Origin of the sequence: Enterobacter genomosp. S (assembly GCF_001631805.1) — a bacterium.
GTDB lineage: Bacteria > Pseudomonadota > Gammaproteobacteria > Enterobacterales > Enterobacteriaceae > Enterobacter > Enterobacter quasihormaechei.
Map to the genome: position 1 here is coordinate 1 of NZ_LVVA01000005.1, position 21712 is coordinate 21712.

Sequence of the window (21712 nt, forward strand, 5' to 3'; positions counted from 1 at the left end):
CCGCCGTCGGGCAATTATCAAGCACGATAGTAAAGCGAGTTGCTGCCGCTACATCGCCTTTTGCGCTGAATGAGCTCCTGGGAATTTGTCCGAGGTCAACAGTCTGGGTGGCAGTACCTGTGCTAACCGTGCACGCCGTATCCAGAATATTTCCGGTAAAATTAACCTTCCCATCGGCAGCTTGAGCCGCAAAGGAAATACCGGTGACGACAGTAGCTACCAGCACATTGCGAACAAGACGGGGCATTATATTTTGCATAGCTATATATCCTTATGATTGAACAAACACCTACTGCGGACTATATTCTTCCTGGGAGTGATAGATTAAAACCGCTCATTAAAAAAGCCACTACAAATCAATTAATAAAAAGCATCAAAAGCCTGTTGATAGATGAATTTAACATTCTAAAATTAGGGCGAAATCTTATTGGTTGTTAGCATCAAAATAAGTTGTTTCAACTCTATCCCGGTACCTAGTAAAAGCCGACATCGTAAATAGTATAATTTATTAATATCACTTCTATTACTACATCTAAAGGCTTTATTTACAGGGTTGTAAATGTTCATCAGAAATTCAATGTGAATCTCTGATAAATTTTTCTTTAATTCGCCAAACAATGCGTTTCGAAAATTGCAAGGCATTTCCCTAGCCTGTACTTTTGAGGCGTGGTTGAAGATCCTCTTTAATTCTTTGATTGATGTAACTAGCCGAAAGACACTCAAAAAACTATGAGCTGTAACATTTTTTGGTGCAATAAAATGTGTTAGGCGAGCTAATCCTCTTTTGGACAAACGCGTGTAAATCCAACGAATATTATCACTCGTTTCATGTACCGTATCGATTAAGATGCAAGGTTTGTCAAAAACGGTTGCACTAACTAAAAATGCAAGGCGATTGTTAAAGAAATAAATTCGACATTCTTCAGCGTATAGTGACTTTATTGCTTTTCGTACGGCAAAATTTTTTGTAAAAACCAATACAGCCATCAAATCCACTAACCTATCATTAAACGACATTACAAGATGTTGCTTTGAACATACATATACGTTCCAAAGCACCCTGTTCTATTTTGTATGCTTTTCCGCCCAGTCTCGAGAATGGATACCTTTCAAATCCAACACTGTTAAATGCAAGCTGGATTTTCTTTACCATCGACAATAAATATGATTTTGAACAGCGTAATCCATTATCATAAAATACATGAATGATAATATTTTCATCATACACAACACCCGAGTCCATTTCAGATAGTAAATACTCGAAAAGTCTGGCTTTTGTGGGTCCAAATCTTTTGATACGACCATTTTTTGTATTAATTAGCGTTCTCGTAAAAAGCCTGTACTCCAGACATTGAAAAATACTATATCCATAAAGAAAACAATTAGATTGTTCCATCTCATTATGCATCATAACTATAGACTTATTGATAATGATTTCGGTTACTTGATGCGAAAGAATATTATTTTAACAAGAAGAGCTTAACAACAAGACAGTTTTATAAAAATAAAAAACCATGACATACAAAAATAAAAGAAGAAAATACTAGGGGTGACGTGGAATGTAAAATACAAACCTAAATGTAAGTAAGCTGTAACACACTCAAGTTAATTTTTGACATAATGGCAACATGAAGATATTCATCTGTATAAATAGACATATCAGCATTAAATTCCGAAAAAAGTAAAATACCCTTTTTCATCAATGGTTTATTGCTGGTCTTTATTGTCTTTGAGAGAGATGTCATCTACAACACTTTAGGAATAGTCGCAACATCAAAGTTAATCACTTCAATACCGCATGTAGAATATTCAGGTATTAATCTTTGAATTCATGTGGGCTTTAAGGAGCTTGTGACTGAATCGTATGACTGTAATTGTGGTTAGCCTGTATGCTATAAACGTTGCACAAAATGTTATTCAACGAATACCTTTCTGGCCACAATTGCCATCGATTAAACAGCAAATTTGTATTAATGTTATTATTAAGTACCATCCTTTAAGATGGATAACAAGTATATTAGAAAATAGCTGATGTCTTTCTCATGATAAATTTTGGTCTTTACCTTAATGAAAGCCACATTGTTCGGCATGTCCGACTAAGTGGTCTCCACATTTGAGTAACACTTAGCCGGATGCATCAAATGTGACAAAAAGACTCAAACTTTATGGTTAATGCTTTTTTTGCATTAATGCTTAAAGAATTTGAAAAAAAACATATTATGTTCATAGGTTCCTAAGATATTTAGCTAAGTAATTCTACATTGATCCGTAGGCAATATTTAGCTCGTTAAATCCATTACTGATAATGATTGAAACCTCTACTATATAAACTACCTAATTTGCACCCGCAGAATAAAATAATTTTTTTTGCAATGACGCAGGTTTAAGATCGTATGGTTCACTAAGAAGAACTACTGAAAACCATATGTACCATTAATTATGTTCAGGAAGACAATTCATACAATAAAGGATTTGAGATAAGTAAAATGCAAAATAATTTTCGAACAAGCTTACAAACTTCTCATTTATTCTTATCCCTGTGCGTCTTTCTACACTAAGGAGACCCGATTTAGCCGCGCTATGCAATATATTATTGATATGCATCATAGACACACTTGCATAACTTGCAAGTTCTTTAGGTGCTAAATCTATGCTTAATGTCTCCTTTCTAATATACTCAATATAAATCCTCAAAATGATCATGTGCCCACCGTCTCTATTCAGAAATAGTTCTAGCTCATTGAATTGTTTTATTATCGTTATATCATTTTCTATAAAATCTATATATTTTGAGAAAAAATCTTCTATTATGGACTCGCTAAATGCCAGTTGTTCTATGCGTTTGACTCTGTAAATGGACGCATATGGCTTAATCATTGTCATTAATAAATCCCATGTTTCATCCAGAACACTACGTGTAACAGCAAAGTGCTTGGAGCGTCTGTCACCAGGGGTTTTCAGGAGTTCGAGTCTTCCAGTAAAATGTAACATCGTGATAAATGAACTGAAAGTACTTGGACTTGCAAGATTATAGTCATCAACAATCCTTTTTTTTATCTGCTTCAATGTTGGTCTGTTGATTTTAAAATGATAACCATATATACAAAGAGCCAAAAGGAATCTTTCATGTTTGAAGACCATTTTATAGAAAAGTGGTTTTCTGGAATATACTTTGACAACTAACTCCTCATGAAGTGAAACGAGACTCTTAAAGTTTTGACTGCCTTTTATAGCATCACAGAAGTCATGCATCTTTTGAATGTCTATGTGTTTTTCCATCTTGTAATCCATTATCAAAAATACTGATGCGAGTGGCTAAAAAAAATCAACTCACCCAAAAATCAATTTTATATCTAAGGCATCCAATCTATTTAGTTTATATCTTATAACACATGTACCGTCAATAAACTATTTTAAGTAAAATCCCATAATTGCGTTGGGAGTTATTTCTGTCAATATGTAATTTATACTCTCCTAGTTGATATATACTTTCGGTGATAATATCAATAATGAAGTTAACAGTGTTCATTGAATGACATTAAGCACAATAAATTTCGTTCAGCACCTCTTGTTTATCTTCATTGTTATATATTAGATTTAGCCAAAAAGACTTCACGTTTGTAATTGTCAATACTGTTTAGGTCTCCTTAAGTAGGGGGGGGAAAGAGCGAAAAGTTACCGCTTTGTGTGAAATATATTGAATCGGCAAGGATCCGGCAGACACCTTCGAGCAATTTAGATGGTTTCAAACGCGGTCAGTTTAAATAACATAAATTATTGTACGTTAAGTTTTTTAACCTATTTGATTTTAGCTGGCCTCAACCAAAGAAGCTAACCGGAAGCCTGTATCCGGTTGCTTATCCAGACATAATCTCCTCACATATTGGTGTGCTTCCAGCATGGCATAGACAGATGCGACAGCAGTTGCTCGTTGATCTTTATCTCTTTACGCTTCAAGGCATCGATAGCTCTTTCCATACGTTACAGCTTTTTCTTTAACTCACGTATTTCGATTTGTTCCGGAGTCATCGGGGAGCTTTTGGAGTTCTGCTCTGACGCTCATCACTCAGTTGTTTGCCCCATTTTGTCATGGCATCCATTGCTCTGGCAGCGTCAGATACGGTGTAATTTTGATCGACCACCAATTGAGCGGATAAAAGATTGGATTCCAGATTGAGATGAGCATATCACCTCTGTTCAGTTGGCCAAATTCATTAAACTACTGTCGCTGGGTGGTTAAAATCTAGTCAAATATTTACTACTCATTTTGGGCTTCCTGCACAAGTTTCTACCAACGGTTCTGGTGAATGGTACGATCTCTATCTTCAGGTGATGCTAGCGATACAATGCTACTGAGCCGATCAATATGTTGCACAAGTTCTTACCATTAATTTTACCCGGCAATAGGGCAATAGCAGAAGCCATGTTAGTCTAGAAGGCTGGTTATCTAATGACTCATGTAAACGATCCTAGCCCCCTCCTTTTGAGCCGGAGTTAGCGGGGCTTTCAGAATCTGAGACACGGTTTTATCGCCGCCAATATCGTCTACGCACAGATTAGTTCCACAACATCAATCGCGGGTATAATCACTTTGTTCTGCCGGAGATAAATTAGTCACTATTCAGACAAAAGAATATCTTTATCGTCAATACGACATCTCTACTGCCATCGATTACAAGTGGCCAGGCGTAGGGCTCAGGAAACAATTGGAAGATTTTAGTCAAATCCATTGATTTTTCCTGCAAAATTTAAATTAATCACTCTGTCAGCAGAAGCAATAGTTGACTCTCTATGTGCAATGATAATTCTTGTAATTTTCAAACTTTTAATCGCTTCATTTACTGCAGTTTCACTCTTTTTATCGAGTGCACTAGTTGCTTCATCAAGGAATAATATCCTAGGTTTTTTATAAATAGCACGAGCTATTAACAATCTTTGTTTCTGGCCACCGGATAATCCCTCCCCGAGTTCGCCAATAAGTGTTTCGTAACCCATAGGCATTTGCATAATAACATCATGCAAAAAACTTGCTCGCGCACATGCCTGCATCCATTCTTCATCTATATCGTCATTAAAACTACAAATGTTCTCTCGAATAGAACCTGAAAAAAGTTTGTCGTCCTGCATAACACAAGCAATCATTTTCTGATAATTATTGATGCCTAATTTATTGATATCCACACCATCAACTTCAACACTTCCGCTGCTTGGCACTAATAATCCACATAATACTTTCATTAAAGTTGTTTTTCCCACTCCAGAGGGGCCAACCAGCGCAACGCTTTCGCCCTGTTCAATCGAGAGATTAAGATTACTAAAAATAGGTTGTGACTGAGAATCATAGCTATAGCAAAGTTCATGGGCGACTAGTGTTGCTGGTTGCAGTGGAAGTTTACATGGAATGTCAGGTTTTCGATTATCGCGTGGGTGTAAGGCGATATCGGCGATACGTTCGTTATGTAAGCTCATCATGCGTAATTGGAGTAAAAACTCGGTCAAGGAACCTATCCTGTCGGTGAATTGACTACGGAAAGAACCGAACGCTACAAACATTCCGATAGTCATTTGATTATCAACTACAAGACTGGTACCAAGCCAAAGAATCAATATTTGATCTAGAGATGCAATAAAAGCATTAATTCCTCCAAATAGCATGTCCAACTTCTTGACACGAACGTCAGTATTAATGGAGTCTATTTCAAGATTAAGCCAGTATGTACTTCTCCTTTCAATCATTCCTTGTATTTTTAATGTTGAAATACCGTAAAGAGTTTCCATGAAATAGGAATTTGCGCGAGCCTTTCTTACTAATAGTTCTTCGGAAATCTGCCGATAATGATTATAGGTTATAAATCGTATCCCAACGTATATAGCCGTGAATGCAGCCACTACCCACGTTAACCATCCTCCGTATAAAATCATCATCACAAGCATACAAAGGACCATTATGCTATCCATAATGGCACCAACAATGCTAGTTGTAAATATATCCTTTAGCACTTCTATGGAACTAAAGCGAGACTGTACATCACCAAGTTTACGTCTCTCAAAATAGGTTACGGGAAGGCGTAATAAATGATTGAACAAACCTGCCCGCCATTGAACATTAATGAGCGTCCCCATGATTAACGAAGTCCATGAGCGAAATATGCTGACTGTTGTTTTCAAAAAGAGAAATAGAATTAAACCTATACAAATTAGAGTTAGTAGATTTTGATCGGCGGCTGGGATAACATGGTCCATGACCAATTGAGTTCCCACGGGCATCGCCAAATTAATGCTTTCAATTATGAGTGATAAACAAAATATCTTGGCGAGATTCCTTTTAAGACCTTGAATATTACTGGTTAATGTTCTAAGGCTAAGTTTTTGGATGGTCTTATTAGCAGTAAATGAAGTTCCAGTCCAAACCTCAAGCGCAACGCCGGTAAAAGAATCTGATAATTCTGAAAAATTTATTTCCCTGCGCCCACGTGCAGGATCATGTATTACAGCGCATTTCTTACTTATACTTACCAAGACAACAAAATGATTAAATTCCCAGTGAAGTATGCAGGGTTTTTTTATTTTACTTAATTCATTAATATCAAGCGATAACGGTCGTGTTAAAAACCCTAATTGCTCTGCAATACCAATTACTCCAGCGAGTGTAGTGCCTCTTGCTGACATATTGAATTGTTGACGTAAAGTCACAAGGTCGATGATTTTACCATAATATCCACTTATCATGGCTATACAAGCTAAACCGCATTCTGCGGCTTCAGTTTGATGAATAAGGGGCATGCGTTTAAGGATGTTTAAATTCAGCCTGCTTAATATATACTTGATTGGAAGATTATTCATGTACAGGTCCAGTTACACTAATTTTCATATCGTAAAACGGCGAGATCATCCACTGATAAATTTTTCTTTTCTCAAGAAACAATGTACTTTGTGCTTTCATTCCATTTTCAAGATTTAAATCCTTTCCGTTATATTGTATAGATTGTTTTGATGGTTTTACAATTACCTTGTAGTATGTCTCGGATAAGTGTTGAGTATCTTTTGGAGCGCTCTGATAAGTCTGCATTTCTTGTAATGATGCTGGCGTTTTAGAAATTAAAGTTATTACGCCTGAAAACTGGCCAAACTTCTCTACAGGAAATGCGTCATAACGTACATTAATCATATCACCTACTGATATATAAGGGATGATGCTATTAGGAACCCAAATTACAAGAGAATAATAATCAATCTTCTGAGGTAAAACTTGAAGAAGGCTATCTCCAACATTAACCATTTGACCCACTGAAACGCTTAATGAATCTACTACTCCGTCAGCTAAAGCACGAACTATTATTTTTTCACCGGCGTCAATATTGAGTAATTCTTTCTTGAGTTCATAGCGTTGTAGTTCCATTTGATAAATTTGGTTGTCAAATTCAGCAGCCTGAGTATGGAGTTGACTCTCAAGTGAGGTTATCTGCAAAGCATTTTGTTCGTTTTGAGTAGATAAACCCAAAAAATTGTTCTGTTGTTGATAATAGAGAGCAATTTGGTTAGTAAGCTGATCTTTGTTAACTAATCCTTTTTTTTGATAACTTCGATAATTATCCATGTTTTTTTTCATTAATTCTATTCCAACCTTCGCTTGACGAAGGATTTCAGACGAACGAGAATAGGCTAACGAGTACTGTGCTTTTTGTTTTTCTAGCATATCTAAGGTGGCGCGTTTACTGCTTTCCAGTTTACTTATTATTTGTGATATGCGTATTAACTGGTTATTAATATCTTTGCGTTGGTTTTCGCTAATAACACCATTTCGCGTGCTTCTGCTAACATCAATCAGATAAAAAGGCTGGCCAAGCTTTACTGTTTGACCTTCTGAAACATATTTTTCAATTATCACTCCTTGAACTGTTGAATAAACATTTGCCGCACGTGGGTAGATACTTACTTCGCCATTAACATTAATCCTTCTGGTATAGGTACCTGCACTTATGAAAGTGATGAAGGCAACAATAAAAAAAAGACACAATACGGCTGTAAGCCAAGCTGGCATACCTTGGATCAGAAGGGCTCTCCCGCGCCACTTGATTTTCTTGTGTACTAATGCTTCTTTGCGAAACACCACCACTCCTTATTTTATGAGAAAACTATTATTGCTTAGTGAATGATATAAAGTGTCGCTTACCCAACATAGTTTAAATATATGGGGTTTCTTTCGTTTGTATAATATTAAATGTTAAAGATAAATAAAAAAACATAACACATGCATCACGAATGAGATGCTCTAACATTTAATATCTATATTATTTATAGTTTACAGCTCCGTAGAGCTGTAAACATATATGCAATTATTACCTACCGAAAAGGCGAGCCAAGAAATCCAGCGCTCCATCAACTATTGCACCAATGCTTTGACCCATTGATGCACCAATTGAAGCACCTACATTACTTCCATTATTAATGCTAGCATCAACAATTGCGCCGATGCTCTGACCAAGGGTCAGACCAGCGTCTGAGAACGCACCTGCACCAGACACTTGTTGCACTTCCATACTATTGAGCTCTTTCACTATATATTCCTCAATACAGTTAACATGATGTTTAAGCTGGCCATAATCAATTGTTTTGAAGCATTTCAATGTTACGTCACGCTATGACCATCGCCATGATGATAGCCAACGAAATTAACATGTAAACCCTTCATTGGACGTGAGCGAAAAATTAGGAAAAAAATGGAAAATACTGATTGCGGTGAAGTTGGCAATTCAACTTCTAGTAGTATAAAAAGCTTATTGTAGATGATAGTTCTATTGAGCTTTATCTCCCTCAACCCTTGGTAGTTTACTATAGCTACTAAGGCAGCAAAATAGAAGGTAAAAATTGTATAATGAACTACCAATGTTCTTGTTAATAAAGTATGACTTGTCTATTCAACTGTTGTATATGGCAGTTATTTTCATAATGAAGTATTACTCTGAATTGACTGATTTGCTTAGTAGAACTTGTTTTTTATTTTTATCAATGTTCAGGTTTACTATAACCTTCATAACTTTAATGCAAGCAATGGTTTGCGAATGATACAGCCAGAATAGGAATTTATATACGCGTTTCATATGGCTGCCAATATACCCTGAGAAATGTTATTCGTATTGACAAGGAGCAAAAATGAGGTTGATGGCACGTCTTATGATAACTCAGTTACAGAAATTTTTTTTCCAGTCACTGAATCGTGTACGGACAAAGAAAGAAATCTGCGGAACACGTGAAGAAACACACAGCGATATTAAGACCACATCGAAATAGATATAACAGTTATCGTTGGCATGGCCCGTGTGAATAAATGCACTGACTTAATATGAAAAAACACTATCAAAGGATCGGAAGTATTTAATTATCTGCGGCGATTCACTTTACGTATTTGTGAAGCTTTTGGATTCCACTATTTATCCCCTCTTAGTCACAAAGCAGATCACTACGCACAGTGACCTGCATGTTACCTCAGAAATCAATCAATGATAACGCGGCCATTCAGCGGCTGTACTGGGCGATTATTTGCATGATGAAGTACTGAGAGGAATTGCCTAATTTGTTCAGCGGAAGCACTGACAGGTTCTTCCAGAACCATCCATGTTACCCCTTCAGAACAAGGTGGCGTGGTCAGGGAGCCGCTAAAACGGTAGAACGCTCTGTTTTCAGGCAACAAACCGTTGATATCCACCGGCTGCATCATTATGGCTGCTTGATTAACTTTAGCAGGCATCTGTTGCCAGGCTTTTGCCAATTGCGGATTGGCTTTTCCTTCCTTAAACATCAGCGCTAAGACAGCCAGAGCACCATCTTTATCTTTATAGACAAAATGACCTTCCAGAGGGAACTGCTTGCCATCGATCTCATTTTCACTTGGTGCATGAAAATGAAATTGCTGCAGTGAAAAAGAAGCGTCGTCCAGACTCAGGGTATTACCATCACTAACGTTAATCTGAATCGTATGGCCATTGTTGATTATTTGTTGTTGACCTTGTTTGAAAACCAAAACAGGTTTTTTAGGATGCGTTTTAAGAGCTCCATGGATATTAATCGGTGACTGGTTTTTGCCGGTTTCACAGAGTGTATAATCGGGTGAAAGCTTGCCCCAGTGCTCAGGACTTTCCTGGCCTTCATAACCCCAATGCAGAGAGTTTTCTGTGGCTCCGACAGAGACACAGCTCGCCAGCATAATACCCAGTATAATTTTTCCTTTCATGATTTATCCTTTTTCTAACGGATTTATAAATATGATCATATTGAATAGTACCCTCAGCCCTTACAGACTGTACCATGAGGTCGGATACAGACTTTCCTAGCTTCAACACTTCTTACGTAGGCATTGACCATAATGACCATTCGTTCACCTTTAATACTTATTGTTTAGGTCAATACAAATTTATGATCTCAGACAATAAATTTTGCTTTCTCAGTTTGCGTTTAATGCCTTGCCCAGAGCGAGTTTTGCGTACCGTTAGACGTTCCTTGCTATACTGTAGAAAAGCATCAATCTTGACATCTTCCTCGTCTATTAGGTGGGGAGGATGTTAAACCTGTCAGCATCAGCTTTATCTTTTCGGTTGTGACTGGAGCGATGAGCTACGGTATTTTTCGTTCAGCGCACGGGCAATGGCTTCGGTTTCAGCATCCGCATTACCGCGAATATCCGCTGGACGGAAGTGCATCTGGAATGCTGCGATCGTTTTCCGTGTATCCTCATCGAGCATTCCATTCTGAGGTATCTGGTCATAACCATACTGCTTCAGTAATGCTTGAATGGTGCTAACCTCTGTAGGGGAAGAAGGGGAACGACCGGCAAGATATTTAATAACCGTCGATTGATTGGGCCAGGCACCGATGCCCATGTCAGCGAGACGGGCCCAGGGAAACAGTTTTCCGGGGTCCTGTTTCCTGAGCGGAGCGATATCACTGTGCCCGACAACATTATCAGGCGCGATTTGATAGCGATCGATAATGTCCTTCATCACTAAAGCCACGGTGGCGATCTGTTTTTCGCTGTAGGGATACCAAGTACGCCTCCCCAGTATATCGTCCGTATAGCCTGGATTAACTATTTCGATACCAATGGATGTATCATTCAGATTGGACCGGCCATTCCAGCTACTAACGCCGGCATGCCATGCCCGCCTGTTTTCGTTAACCAGCTGTATGACCACGGGCTTACCCTTTATGGATTTCGGCTCCTGCGGAATCAGATAATGCGCGCTAACCTGGTCCCGGGTCAGCGTCTCGAGAGAGTGGCTATCATTTAGTGCCGTATAATGCATAACCAGAAAGCGTACCCTGTTATTCTGACCGATAGCGTGAAAGGCATGGTCAACATAATATCTTTCACGTTCCTCCATTTTCACCGGACTCGTTGCACAGCCTGACAGCATCACGGTCAGAACGACCGTCCCCATGACTTTCTGCATCATCGTGGATTGCGGTAAAAAAATGCATCGCTGCATAATCTAAACTCCCTGTACTGATAGGTGATTCGCCCCTTCCTTTTCGAAGGGGGAGCAAGAGCGCTAATGTGGGCGGCTCAAGGTGGGATAGTCTGCATTCGGTATCTATCTACCCGACTCTTCGATAAAAAAAAAGCCAGGCTTGCCTGGCAACGTCAACGTAAGATCCCTTTATGTAATTATGCAGGCCGCACCTGACTAATGAAATCATATCCTAAAAAGCTTCGGATACTTGAGTAGTTTTTGGTATAAAAATTCTGATTTTTCACTACGTTGAAGCTTTCATTTAACAAGGTCCATTTTCGATTATCCGAAAAGAAATGGTATCGGATATTTGACATCCTCCCCGCCCTGGTTCAGCATCCAGCAAATGTAAGTGGTCAGGTCATGCGAGAATCAACGCTGTTTTTTGGCCAGGGCGAACCAGCGCATGATGAAAAGATTTTCCTGCGATTCAAAGCTAATCAGCCTTTCCTGACGAGCCAGCTGCAATGCGACATGTACGCACCATACCAGATGATCGTTCTCCTACCTGTTTATTTTTTCATAGCCACGATCTTATGCCGGAAAAAAATCCGAACATTATTTCCGAAGTTGAACATCCTGATAGGGCTCCGTATAAGCAGTAAATCCCCGAAACTGGAAGGTATCCAGTACGCCCTAGACATTCCGATTGAGGAAAAGGCCTCTCAAAGAAAATCTGGTCATTAATTTACTCAATAAATTAATGACCATCTAAATTGACCTGTTAACGGTGATTGCTGTTCCGTTTCTCCCTAAACCCCAATACCGCGTCAATAGCCAAATAAATCAATCATTATCTGAAAAATCAGTCGACTCCCTTTATTTGAAAAATTACTGTGTTAGGCTAAAAAAGAAGGAAATAAGAAGGTTGCAAGAAATTTATGTTATGAAGGAAAGGCTTAAAGAATTTACTGAGTAATGAAAATTTGCATAATCAACTTTTCCCTAATCTTTCACATTACATATATAGAATTAAAAAACCCAGGCTAAAGGCTTCAAATGATTAGTAAAAAAACATTTCAGCTTTCTCTTTTATCTGTTGCCATTACATGCTCGGTTCATGTACAGGCATCTAATAATGTTAGTAACGATTTTTATACACAGGTCCTTTCAGGGAATAATAATAGCGTTAGTGGAGTTACAAACCCTGCAAAAGCAAGACCACAGATTATCGTAGGAAACGACAACACTCTTGTTGATACAAACGCTTCCCAGGTTTTTGGTCAAGGTAATTCATTAAATAAAAGTGATGTTGTCGTTACAGGACAGGGTAATGTAGTAGAAAACACCTTCGGAAATATTTACGGAGACGGAAATGTTGTGGATACAGGTGTGGAGTATGGTAGAACGAATGTGTACGGCACTGGTGCTAAAATTAACGGCGAAAATAATTCATCTTTTGGTGACAAAACTGTAGTTACTGCCAATAATACAGTAACACTCGGTAATAATAGCACTAATGACCGCGACAACACTGTATCTGTTGGGAGTAAAGGCAACGAAAGACAAATTACCAATGTGGCTACTGCAACAGAAGGTACAGATGCAATTAATTTAAATCAACTTAATGAGAAATCTTCCGAGACACTTAACTCTGCGATCAACTATGCTGATACAAATATAAATAATGCAAAAAATCAATTACAATTAGAAATTACATCAGCGAAGAATGATGCGGTTACGTCATCCGGTGCCTATACAGATGAACAAATCAAGCAGAACAACAGTGTGATTAACCAGACCATCAGTACTGCGAAGAATGATGCGGTTGCATCATCCGGTGCCTATACAGATGAACAAATCAAGCAGAACAACAGTGTGATTAACCAGACCATCAGTACTGCGAAGAATGATGCGGTTGCGTCATCCGGTGCCTATACAGATGAACAAATCAAGCAGAACAACAGCGTGATTAACCAGACCATCAGTACTGCGAAGAATGATGCGGTAGCAGTTTCTAAAAATTTCACTGAATTCAAATATAGTCAAAGTATTGACTATGCCAAAAACGCAGCCTTAACTTCCGAAAAAAATGCAAATGCTTATACTGATGAAAAATTCAGACAGATGGATAAAAATGTTAATAGTAAATTTAGAGGGCTAAACAATAAAATTGAACAAGCTGAAAAGCGTTTGAATGCGGGGTTAGCTGGGGTTGCCGCATTGGCATCTATACCTTATATTAATGATAGCCATTTTTCATACGGGATTGGTTTAGGTAATTATCAAAATGGTAATGCTCTTGCAGCCGGTGTCCAATTAAAAATTGCAGATAATGCTAGCATTCGCCTTAATACATCATGGGACTCATCTAATAATTCAGCTATAGGCATTGGGATTGCAGGAGGATTATAGCCCCTAATTTTTCTATATATTTTAGTTCGTGCTTAACGGGGTCCGCGTGAAAAAATGGAAAAAACCAAGTTAAGGTTGATTTTAAACATCAGTTCAATATTGGAGCCAAATTAAAAGATGAGCAGGACAAAGTAGCTGTGCACCTGGTGGCTTCCGCTGTCGCGTTTAAAGGAAGTATGAATATGCTCGTTGTGCCTGAAGTCGCAGCCTGAACATTTGAAAGAGTATTTCATTGAACGGGTACGGCACTACCGCATGCTCAGTATTCCGCTGCCAAGTGCAAACGATCTGAGGTATATCGAGATGGTCGAAGCTAGTGATAAGCCGAAGTGAATTATCAGGATCACAAAGAAAATCAGAATTTTGTGATTAATTAAGTCTTAGCCTCTGTGTGGCTTCAGTGTAGAATACAGTTGCGATCCCCGAGAACATAGATGTAGAAACATCTATAGCGTGGATGTCTATAAAGATTTGTTGAACGTTTGTGTATTAACCGGGCTTGCCCGGTTTTTTTTTACCCGGGCGTCCGGACGTGTAAGCACACCTGTTTTAGTTCCACGCACTTTTTGAGAGTTCCGTTTTTTCAGCCATCAGCCGGTACTCTTCCGGCGTCAGGTTGTTCAGGGATTCATGAGGCCGCTCGTTGTTATATTCCATCAGCCAGCGCTTTGTAATTTCCCGTACTTCATTCAGTGTTCTGAACAGGTAAAAATCCAAGATTTCTGTCCGTTATGTCCGGTTGAACCGTTCGATAAAAGCGTTTTGTGTAGACTTCCCCAGCTTGATAAATTCGAGCATCACGCCGTGTTCTTCGTCCCATTGTGCCAGCGCCAGCGAGACCAGTTCTGGCCCGTTTTCTATCCGCATTTTCAGCGGGTAGCCGCGGTTTGCCACGATCCTGTCCAGCAGCCGGATGACTCGCTGAGCCGGGATATTCAGGTCGATTTCTATCGCCAGTGCTTCACGGTTAAAATCATCCACCACATTGAAGGTCCGGAATCGTCTGCCGCAGACCAGGGCGTCGTGCATAAAATCGATAGACCAGCTCTGGTTTAACGCTTGCGGCGTCGCCAGTGGCGCTGGATTACGCACTGGCAGTCGCTGTTTTCCCTTACGACGAAAATTCAGTTTCAGCAGGCAGTAAATCCGATGAACGCATTTGTGGTTCCAGGTATTGCCCTACCTGCGCAGCAGCTGGAACAACTTCTTAAAACCGTAGCGCGGATAGCGTTCTGCCAGTTCAGTCAGCGCACAGATCACCGGTTCATCACGTCGGGTATCGGGCTGGTAAAAATAGAACGTCCTGCTCAGCGATAACATCCTGCAGGCCTGGCGTAAACTCATGGCAAATAGTGCCGTCAGATAGCTGAAGAGTTCACGCTTTATCGCTGGTTTTAAAGCTTTTTTTCGATAACGTCTTTAAGTGCCCGGTTCTCAAGGCTCAGGTCGGCAAACATCTGTTTCAAACGTCGATTCTCATCCTCAAGATCTTTGATTTTTTTAATATCGGCCGCTTCCATCCCGCCATATTTCGCTTTCCAGTTGTAATAGCTGGCTTCAGAAATAGCGGCCTCACGGCACACATCCTTGACGGTACGTCCGGCTTCAACGGACTTCAGAACGGCGATGATCTGGTGTTCAGTGAATCGGGCTTTGCGCATGGCGATCTCCTCAGGGGACATAATCAGTATGTCGGAAGATCTCTAAAAGTGAATGGGCCGTTTTGCCGGGATACTTACAGACGGGCTGTCATGCTCCGCACTGCGCCAGCCAGGCTGTCTCTGCCCTCCGGGATTACATCCTGACGTTACAGGCCTTGATATGGGCCTGTCGCACTACGCCATTAAATCGAATGGTGACAAAATCCCGAACCCCCGCTATCTCATCAACGCCAGTCGCAACCTGCGACGTAAACAGAAAGGGTTATCCCGTAAGAAAAAGGGTAGCGCTAACCGGCATAAAGCCCGCGTACAGCTTGCAGGAGTGCACGAACGAGTAGCCAATACTCGCGCTGACTTCCAGCACAAACTCTCCAGAACAATTGTTGACGAAAGCCAAGCAGTAATTGTGGAAACGCTGAAAGCAGCAAACATGATGAAAAACCACCATCTGGCACGAGCTATAGGCGATGCGGGATGGTCTGGATTCATCACAAAGCTGGAATACAAAGCAGCAGAGAAAGGCGTGCATCTGGTGAAGCTGGATCACATGACCGCGACATCAATGCGGCGATTAACATTGAACGCAGGGGCATACTGGAATTACAAGCGGGGGACTCGTCGTTTCTGCCCATGGAGGCCAGCGTAAATCCGTCATAAAGACGGTAGCGGCCTATTGAAGTGGGAAGCCTCACCCGACAGGGCGGGGAGCAGTCACAAGACAGATGCTGTTTACAGATGCCGAGATCTGGAGTCGGTGCCGACCACTCTAGCCTCTGCCGCTAAGGAACTGATAGGGGTCAATTTGGATATCGATAATTATGATAGCCTCCAGCTCTTCTTCTGCTTGGGGAAGTAAGCCAGCCCCGCCGATAACCCTCGCTCAATGCGGGCGAAGCGATCGTTACCTACTGGCATGTCCTGGTAATATTTGTGGCTATTGTGGTCTCACTGACCTCTGCCGTATCTATGAGGCAAAATAGGTCGATACGCGTTATACCTGGTCAGGCGAAGTGAAAGGAGACAACATGCCAGCAAAACTGTATCAACGGATAGTGCTTACTCTTGCCGCTGGGCTGACCATCACGGCGGCAGGCGCCTTACTGACGTGGTATCAGGTTGCAGAAACTGACCTGAGTAGGGTGGCTTCTGACGTCCGGGAAGTCGTTTCTTCTACCGAGCACCTGCTGGACGAAACCCGCAGCGCTATCGACCGGGCCAAGCCCCTGCTCACGGAGCCCTGCACAACCGAGGTCAGTGTGGGGCTGAGTCGGTTGGCCATCGGAATGGAACATATCCGGGTGATCAATACATTTCATCAGAATCTCTTGACGTGCTCTTCCTTCGTGGGAGCAGATCCTGTTCAGGAATTCATCTCGGCCGATGACAAGCAGACTTTGCTACTGGCGACAGACGATTATATTTCTCCTGGCGAGCCGGTAATGATATTGCGCCGACGTTACGGCGACATGAGCATTACGGCCAGCGTGGCCACGCGCTGGACAGCAGATGCTCTGAAGAGACCCCATAGCAACAGACCACTCTCACTGCGCGTAGCAGACAGTATGCTTACCGAAGATAATCGTCTTTTAAAAGCGTCCCCGGCGAAAAACACGTATGCCGTACACTCCAGTCTGTACCCGTTTTCGGTGGAATATTCAGGAAGCTGGCATATTCCTTTGCCGCTTTTCCTTCGCGATGGTGCCCTTTCACTGCTGCTGTCGGCTTTACTGGGAACGGCTGTGGCCACGGCCCTGTGGCAGACACTGTTCCGCCGCAGAACGCTTTACGGGGAGCTCCGCAAGGCCCTAAGTAAAGGGGAAATTGTACCGTGGTACCAGCCGATAGTGGAGGCCAATACAGGGCGAATTGCCGGTGTGGAAGTACTGGCCCGCTGGGAAAAACCGGATGGCTCAGTACTATCCCCAGCCAGTTTTATCGCGGAGGCTGAAGGATCAGACCTGATTATCACTCTGACGAGGCATCTTATGGAGCAGGCCGCACGTGAACTGCCTTCCCTGCTGGAAAACCAGCCATGTTGGCATATTGGTTTCAACGTTACCCAGGCGCATATTCAGGAAACAGGCTTTATTACCGAGTGCCTCTCGTTTACCGGCGCTTTCCCGCCAAACAGTATCAGCCTCACCATTGAGCTGACGGAACGTGAACCCTTTGGCAACAGTGAAGCGCTGAGAAACCGACTGTTGCGGCTCCATGCCACGGGGATCGCAATTGCGCTTGATGATTTTGGTACCGGCTACGCCAACATGGAGTATCTCAGCGAGATACCGGTAGACGTTATCAAAATTGACAAGGTTTTCGTGAGCAGAATCGGTCAGGGGGCGGCTGCAGAACAGTTGCTGTTAAGCCTGATCGAAATGGCGAAAGCCCTGAATATGAAAATTGTGGCCGAGGGAGTGGAAACTGAAGCGCAGGCAGACTGGCTGCGAGAGCGCAGTGTTGGCTGGCTTCAGGGGTATTTCTATTCGCGGCCCATACGCCAAAGCGAGCTGAAGCAGTGGATATAGAGGATTTTTGACATCCTCCCCGCCCTGAAGGACGAGGTTTTACGGCGCACCTGATAAACTTTGAGTGATTATTATTCATAACCTGGTTTACCAGTGAAGTACATAGACATTTGGTGCATTGATAGTCTCGTAGAAATGCGCCGCAGGCGCATAAAGGCGCCAGCTGAAGCTGAATGTGGCTTTGATGGTTAGTGGCGCCGTAGCCCGGCGCAGCCGGTTGATTTACAGAGGATCGCTATCAACCTCTCCTTCCCTGCAAAGCTATAACCCACTAATCGCGAAGTAGAAAAATTTGTGCGCCGTCGGAGTGGTCACGACAAGGCCGTAGCCGCCGTCGGGGCGTATCTCCGCGTTAGCGGGCCGTGAGGGCCGCTTACGGGCGTGTACTCAAAACCTCCAGCGACTCCACTCACAGCCACTCAGAATTCTAGTTACAACATCCATCATTAAAAGCGACGGTGTTCCGGGCCTTCGGCCCGGGCGCGGCGGCTTTTCAGTGGTGGGTCCCGACTCAGGTGTTGCCGCTGTGCACGGTGAGGTATTCAAAGTTTTATGTATGTTGTAACTACAAGCATCAGAGATGCCTGACGCGTAGTGGAGGGTGCTACTTCTTGTTTTTTCAGACCGGCGCGGACGTTAGTCCGCTGCAAGGGCGGGCATTATTACGTTATGCACAGATTTTTCAGGGACAGATAACTGCCCTGATTCATTTTTAGGGGATTAATAAAAGGGGGTTTAGACTGTATTGCGGGTTTCCTGATATACGTTTGTTGATTCTGACTATTATCTGTTTGCGGATTTTTGTGAATATTGTGGCGGCCGGAGAGAAAATGCGACGGCTGAGTAGGATTATTCGGCCGGATATGGCCAGAACTGACGTCAGGGCGACGCTCGGGGATGAAAATCGCGAACTGGAACCAGCGCCAGAAGCCCCGAAAGGGGCTGGCGAAAGAAATCAGTTTTCAGGTTGTCGCTAGTGAGGCGGCGGGGACGTCAGCGAGAGCTGGAGCTGATACAGGTGATCGACGGCCAGCTTCTGCAGGCGGTCGTCAGAACACCAGTAGAGTTCATCTGCTGGCATGGTTTTGCGCAGGAATTCCGCCATCTCGTGAATCTGCTGGTCTTTGGGCAGTCTGGCCAGTCTGTTGGCGCGTTTGCGTGCTGCGCCCTTCTCGCGGCGATATCTGAGTGCTTCAAGCGTGCGCTGCGCGTACCAGCGCTTTCTCGCCGCATGAGCTGAAATATCCTCATCCTCACGGATAATGCCCTCCCGGATAAGCGCACGTCGCTCCTCACACTCCCTGAGTTTGCGGACCTGCTGCTCAATCAGCTTGTCCATATCAACGCCCAGGAGCTGCCAGCCCACAGGGGTGATCCACACATATTTGGGCAGGCGCTTACGGGACTCTTTGTCCCAGGAAGTCTGTTCTGAAACACCAAGCACGCCGAAGCGCACTTGCTCGGCAATAAGATTTGAAAGGCGTGATACGGTGACTTCCGTGCCGGCAATGACATTCCCTTTTGCATCCTTTGGGCTGAGTTCTCTGGCCAGCCTGGAGATGCACATTCCAACCGTGTGCTTGCCTGCATCACAGAAGCTGATCAGCACCGGCCAAAGCGCATCGAGCAGACGCTGCTTTTCAGGCCTGAAGGCGTATTTACGCCCCGCCTGCCGCCGCCTCTGGACATAAAACGGATGAAGGGACATATGCATACGCAGGCTGTATTCGCCGGTTTCAGGGTCCTTACGGACAAGACGGTTATAGGCGCGGCCCAGCTGGCCACCGAGCGCCTTATAGCGGGCAGGACGGAACCAGAGAGGATTTTCGCATTTGGGTTTAGTGGAGTGCTCGCCCCGACGGCGACGGGTAAGCTTCTTACCCGCGGGAGTAAGAAACGATGAAGCTCCGCCATTGTCAACATTCTGCCAGAAGCGGCTCTGGTCATCGGTCGACAGCTGGCTCCAGTGCAGGACAGCACCAGTGTTCTTTTGCTGCTCAGTCACGCCTTCCTGCGCTTATGTTGCACGGGAAGAGTAATTGAGAAGATTCGGTATCTTGATAATTCCGATGCATGCACATATACTCCCTGCATAGAGCAACAGCTTCTATGCAGTTATGTGGGGCCCCGGTAATCTTCTTCAGTCGCCAAACTTAGCGAAGATTATCGGGGTTTTTGCTTTTCTGGTCCCGGGTAGACACCTCATCAGAACCAGTTCCCTGCCACCTTACGGCGTGGCCAGCCAAAATTCTTCAAACGATCAGTGATCTAGCACTCACAAACTGGAGGCTCAAGAAGGCAACTTAGTTACCATCTACTCCGCATTACGCTTTGCGTTCTTTTCCTTCAAAATCCAGTGTTCAATCATTTCTGTTTGAGTTAAGCCTGAATCTTTACATAGTTGAGTTAGCTCATGCTTCAGTTCGATCTGGATAAAGACGTTAATCGCTTTATGAGTCTCTTTTTTCCGGGAAACAGATATGCGCTGTTTCTCAGCTCCAGTCAACGGATTACCTTTCCTATAAACACGTTTCGATGAGGAAGTTCCTGCGTTTCCGGTCTGTGACATCTCTGCCTCCCCAAGGATCAAACAAGGATCTTTTCGCAGAGAATACTACAGATTGTAAAAATCAGCGACTTAGTTATGAACGCAAGCCGTGTTGGCGCACGGTTTCCGTCACGTCAGAGGCTAATACTGAGGGGCGTAAATACGTTAGTTTCCAGTCTCCAGCGGCACTGCCAGTGGGCCAGATACGCACTGGCGACCTTAGGCATCTCGTAGACAACTAGTGCATTTTCAGAATTTGTGTGTTTTTTTTTGCGGGACTTGACATCCTCCTCGCCCTGAAGGGCGGTACTTGTCGCGCACCTGGTCAGTATTTTTCACCGTAGGGTGTTATTCAGAAACCCCGGGCATGGGGAAAATCGCTTTTCCCCATGCCCGGGGTTGGACAACGACGCCATGCGGCGGCGTCAGGCCGTGTGCTGTTTTCGCTCGTACTCAGCCTTGCGCTGAAGGCGGGCGTGCTCCTGCTCCTTACGCCTGACGGCATAGGCCGCATCCTCTGCCGTCACCCTGGCCACCGGCTGGCCGTCAATATCGATGCGCCACGCGCCTTCCGTCATCGCCTCAAGATACGGATCCGAGCGGGTAATGGCACTCAGGCAGCGCCTAAGCTTTTTAACCGACATATCCAGATTGCGGCTGCGAATGTCCTCTATCATCGCCTCGCGGATGTTTATCGCCAGCAGGCGGGGAAGCCCGTTCAGCGCCAGGGCGGGCCAGCAGCGCGCTATCTCTGCCACAGCCTCCTCCAGCGTCATCAGGGTCCGGAACTTTGGCTCCGGTGGCGGCTTGCGCTTCGCCGCCCGCCGTGCCTCGCGCTCCTGCGCCTGACGCTCGGCCCACAGCCTGGCCTTCTCCTGCCGCTTCGCCTCTCTGGCAGCTTCCCGCCCGGCCTTCTCTTTCTCTTCCTGTTCCTGTTTTCTTAGCTTCCATGCGGGCGGCTGGCTCACCACCACCGTCTTTTTACGCGTGACGGACCTGACCGGCTCGCCTGGGCCGCCCGTCGTTTGCTTCACGTCCGGCGCCGGCTTTCGCCGCAGCGTCAGCTTAGGGCGTTGTTCCTCTGTCATCTCAGCTCCTGTATTTCCCTGTACTTCT

14 protein-coding genes and 5 pseudogenes are annotated in these 21712 nt (G+C 43.5%); 5 read left to right on the plus strand and 14 right to left on the minus strand.

Translation table 11 applies throughout. The features are described from left to right. The 10 genes and pseudogenes from A3466_RS23510 to A3466_RS05530 form a co-directional block, all read right to left on the minus strand. Window positions 1-259, minus strand: a 259-nt coding sequence (locus A3466_RS23510; RefSeq protein WP_245167731.1) for a fimbrial protein, incomplete at its 3' end; no start/stop codon positions are given. Window positions 260-411: 152 nt separating this feature from the next. After that, a complete protein-coding gene (locus tag A3466_RS23305; protein ID WP_165602744.1) occupies window positions 412-1017 on the minus strand; it encodes a hypothetical protein in 606 nt (201 codons plus the stop codon). A gap of 1416 nt (window positions 1018-2433) precedes the next feature. Next, window positions 2434-3279: a hypothetical protein gene (locus A3466_RS05495; RefSeq protein ID WP_063449736.1), complete on the minus strand. Its 846-nt coding sequence runs from the start codon at window positions 3277-3279 to the stop codon at window positions 2434-2436. Between the two features lie 705 nt (window positions 3280-3984). Beyond that, window positions 3985-4172, minus strand: a pseudogene (locus A3466_RS22760) (transposase); the annotation flags it as partial. Window positions 4173-4239: 67 nt separating this feature from the next. Next, window positions 4240-4614: pseudogene (locus tag A3466_RS23625) on the minus strand (Tn3 family transposase); the annotation flags it as partial. Window positions 4615-4716: 102 nt separating this feature from the next. Then, window positions 4717-6843 (minus strand): peptidase domain-containing ABC transporter, encoded by a 2127-nt coding sequence (locus tag A3466_RS05505; protein ID WP_063449737.1) that lies wholly within the window; start codon window positions 6841-6843, stop codon window positions 4717-4719. Further along, a complete protein-coding gene (locus tag A3466_RS05510) occupies window positions 6836-8110 on the minus strand; it encodes an HlyD family secretion protein (protein ID WP_063449738.1) in 1275 nt (424 codons plus the stop codon). The genes A3466_RS05505 and A3466_RS05510 overlap by 8 nt, the downstream gene beginning before the upstream one ends. Before the next feature lie 229 nt (window positions 8111-8339). Further along, on the minus strand, window positions 8340-8558 hold the full coding sequence (locus tag A3466_RS05515; RefSeq protein ID WP_063449739.1) for a hypothetical protein: 219 nt from the start codon (window positions 8556-8558) through the stop codon (window positions 8340-8342). A 935-nt stretch (window positions 8559-9493) separates the two neighbouring features. Then, entirely contained in the window at window positions 9494-10231 is a 738-nt protein-coding gene (locus A3466_RS05525) for a carbonic anhydrase (protein WP_063449741.1), read from the minus strand. A gap of 349 nt (window positions 10232-10580) precedes the next feature. After that, window positions 10581-11447, minus strand: coding sequence for an N-acetylmuramoyl-L-alanine amidase (locus tag A3466_RS05530; protein ID WP_063449813.1), 867 nt, complete (start codon window positions 11445-11447; stop codon window positions 10581-10583). 1059 nt (window positions 11448-12506) lie between these two features. Between A3466_RS05530 and A3466_RS23035 the strand changes: the two genes are divergently transcribed. Continuing rightward, a complete protein-coding gene (locus A3466_RS23035) occupies window positions 12507-13862 on the plus strand; it encodes a YadA-like family protein (protein ID WP_120286577.1) in 1356 nt (451 codons plus the stop codon). A 137-nt stretch (window positions 13863-13999) separates the two neighbouring features. Further along, window positions 14000-14074 (plus strand): hypothetical protein, encoded by a 75-nt coding sequence (locus tag A3466_RS23855; RefSeq protein ID WP_432416598.1) that lies wholly within the window; start codon window positions 14000-14002, stop codon window positions 14072-14074. A gap of 337 nt (window positions 14075-14411) precedes the next feature. Here the strand turns inward: A3466_RS23855 and A3466_RS22770 are convergent. Next, window positions 14412-15523 (minus strand): annotated as a pseudogene (locus A3466_RS22770) (IS3 family transposase). Window positions 15524-15650: 127 nt separating this feature from the next. Between A3466_RS22770 and A3466_RS05555 the strand changes: the two are divergent. Next, a pseudogene (locus A3466_RS05555) lies at window positions 15651-16200 on the plus strand (RNA-guided endonuclease InsQ/TnpB family protein); the annotation flags it as partial. 348 nt (window positions 16201-16548) lie between these two features. Further along, entirely contained in the window at window positions 16549-18048 is a 1500-nt protein-coding gene (locus A3466_RS05560) for an EAL domain-containing protein (protein ID WP_063449743.1), read from the plus strand. A gap of 973 nt (window positions 18049-19021) precedes the next feature. Here A3466_RS05560 and repA read toward each other — a convergent pair. After that, a complete protein-coding gene (gene repA, locus A3466_RS05565) occupies window positions 19022-20053 on the minus strand; it encodes a plasmid replication initiator RepA (RefSeq protein ID WP_063449744.1) in 1032 nt (343 codons plus the stop codon). Between the two features lie 112 nt (window positions 20054-20165). Here repA and A3466_RS23800 point away from each other — a divergent pair. Continuing rightward, window positions 20166-20315: pseudogene (locus tag A3466_RS23800) on the plus strand (replication protein RepA). Window positions 20316-20362: 47 nt separating this feature from the next. Here the strand turns inward: A3466_RS23800 and A3466_RS05570 are convergent. Together A3466_RS05570 and finO are read right to left on the minus strand one after the other, a co-directional pair. Continuing rightward, window positions 20363-20617, minus strand: coding sequence for a replication regulatory protein RepA (locus tag A3466_RS05570; protein ID WP_063449745.1), 255 nt, complete (start codon window positions 20615-20617; stop codon window positions 20363-20365). Window positions 20618-21021: 404 nt separating this feature from the next. Then, window positions 21022-21684, minus strand: coding sequence for a fertility inhibition protein FinO (finO, locus tag A3466_RS05575; protein WP_063449746.1), 663 nt, complete (start codon window positions 21682-21684; stop codon window positions 21022-21024). Window positions 21685-21712 lie beyond the last annotated feature (28 nt).

Coding starts and splice junctions, on each gene's coding strand:
- A3466_RS23305 (WP_165602744.1), bottom strand. CDS start 1,017: ATGTCGTTTAATGATAGGTTAGTGGATTTGATGGCTGTATTGGTTTTT.
- A3466_RS05495 (WP_063449736.1), bottom strand. CDS start 3,279: ATGGAAAAACACATAGACATTCAAAAGATGCATGACTTCTGTGATGCT.
- A3466_RS05505 (WP_063449737.1), bottom strand. CDS start 6,843: ATGAATAATCTTCCAATCAAGTATATATTAAGCAGGCTGAATTTAAAC.
- A3466_RS05525 (WP_063449741.1), bottom strand. CDS start 10,231: ATGAAAGGAAAAATTATACTGGGTATTATGCTGGCGAGCTGTGTCTCT.
- A3466_RS05530 (WP_063449813.1), bottom strand. CDS start 11,447: ATGCAGAAAGTCATGGGGACGGTCGTTCTGACCGTGATGCTGTCAGGC.
- A3466_RS23035 (WP_120286577.1), top strand. CDS start 12,507: ATGATTAGTAAAAAAACATTTCAGCTTTCTCTTTTATCTGTTGCCATT.
- A3466_RS05560 (WP_063449743.1), top strand. CDS start 16,549: ATGCCAGCAAAACTGTATCAACGGATAGTGCTTACTCTTGCCGCTGGG.
- A3466_RS05570 (WP_063449745.1), bottom strand. CDS start 20,617: ATGTCACAGACCGGAAACGCAGGAACTTCCTCATCGAAACGTGTTTAT.
- finO (WP_063449746.1), bottom strand. CDS start 21,684: ATGACAGAGGAACAACGCCCTAAGCTGACGCTGCGGCGAAAGCCGGCG.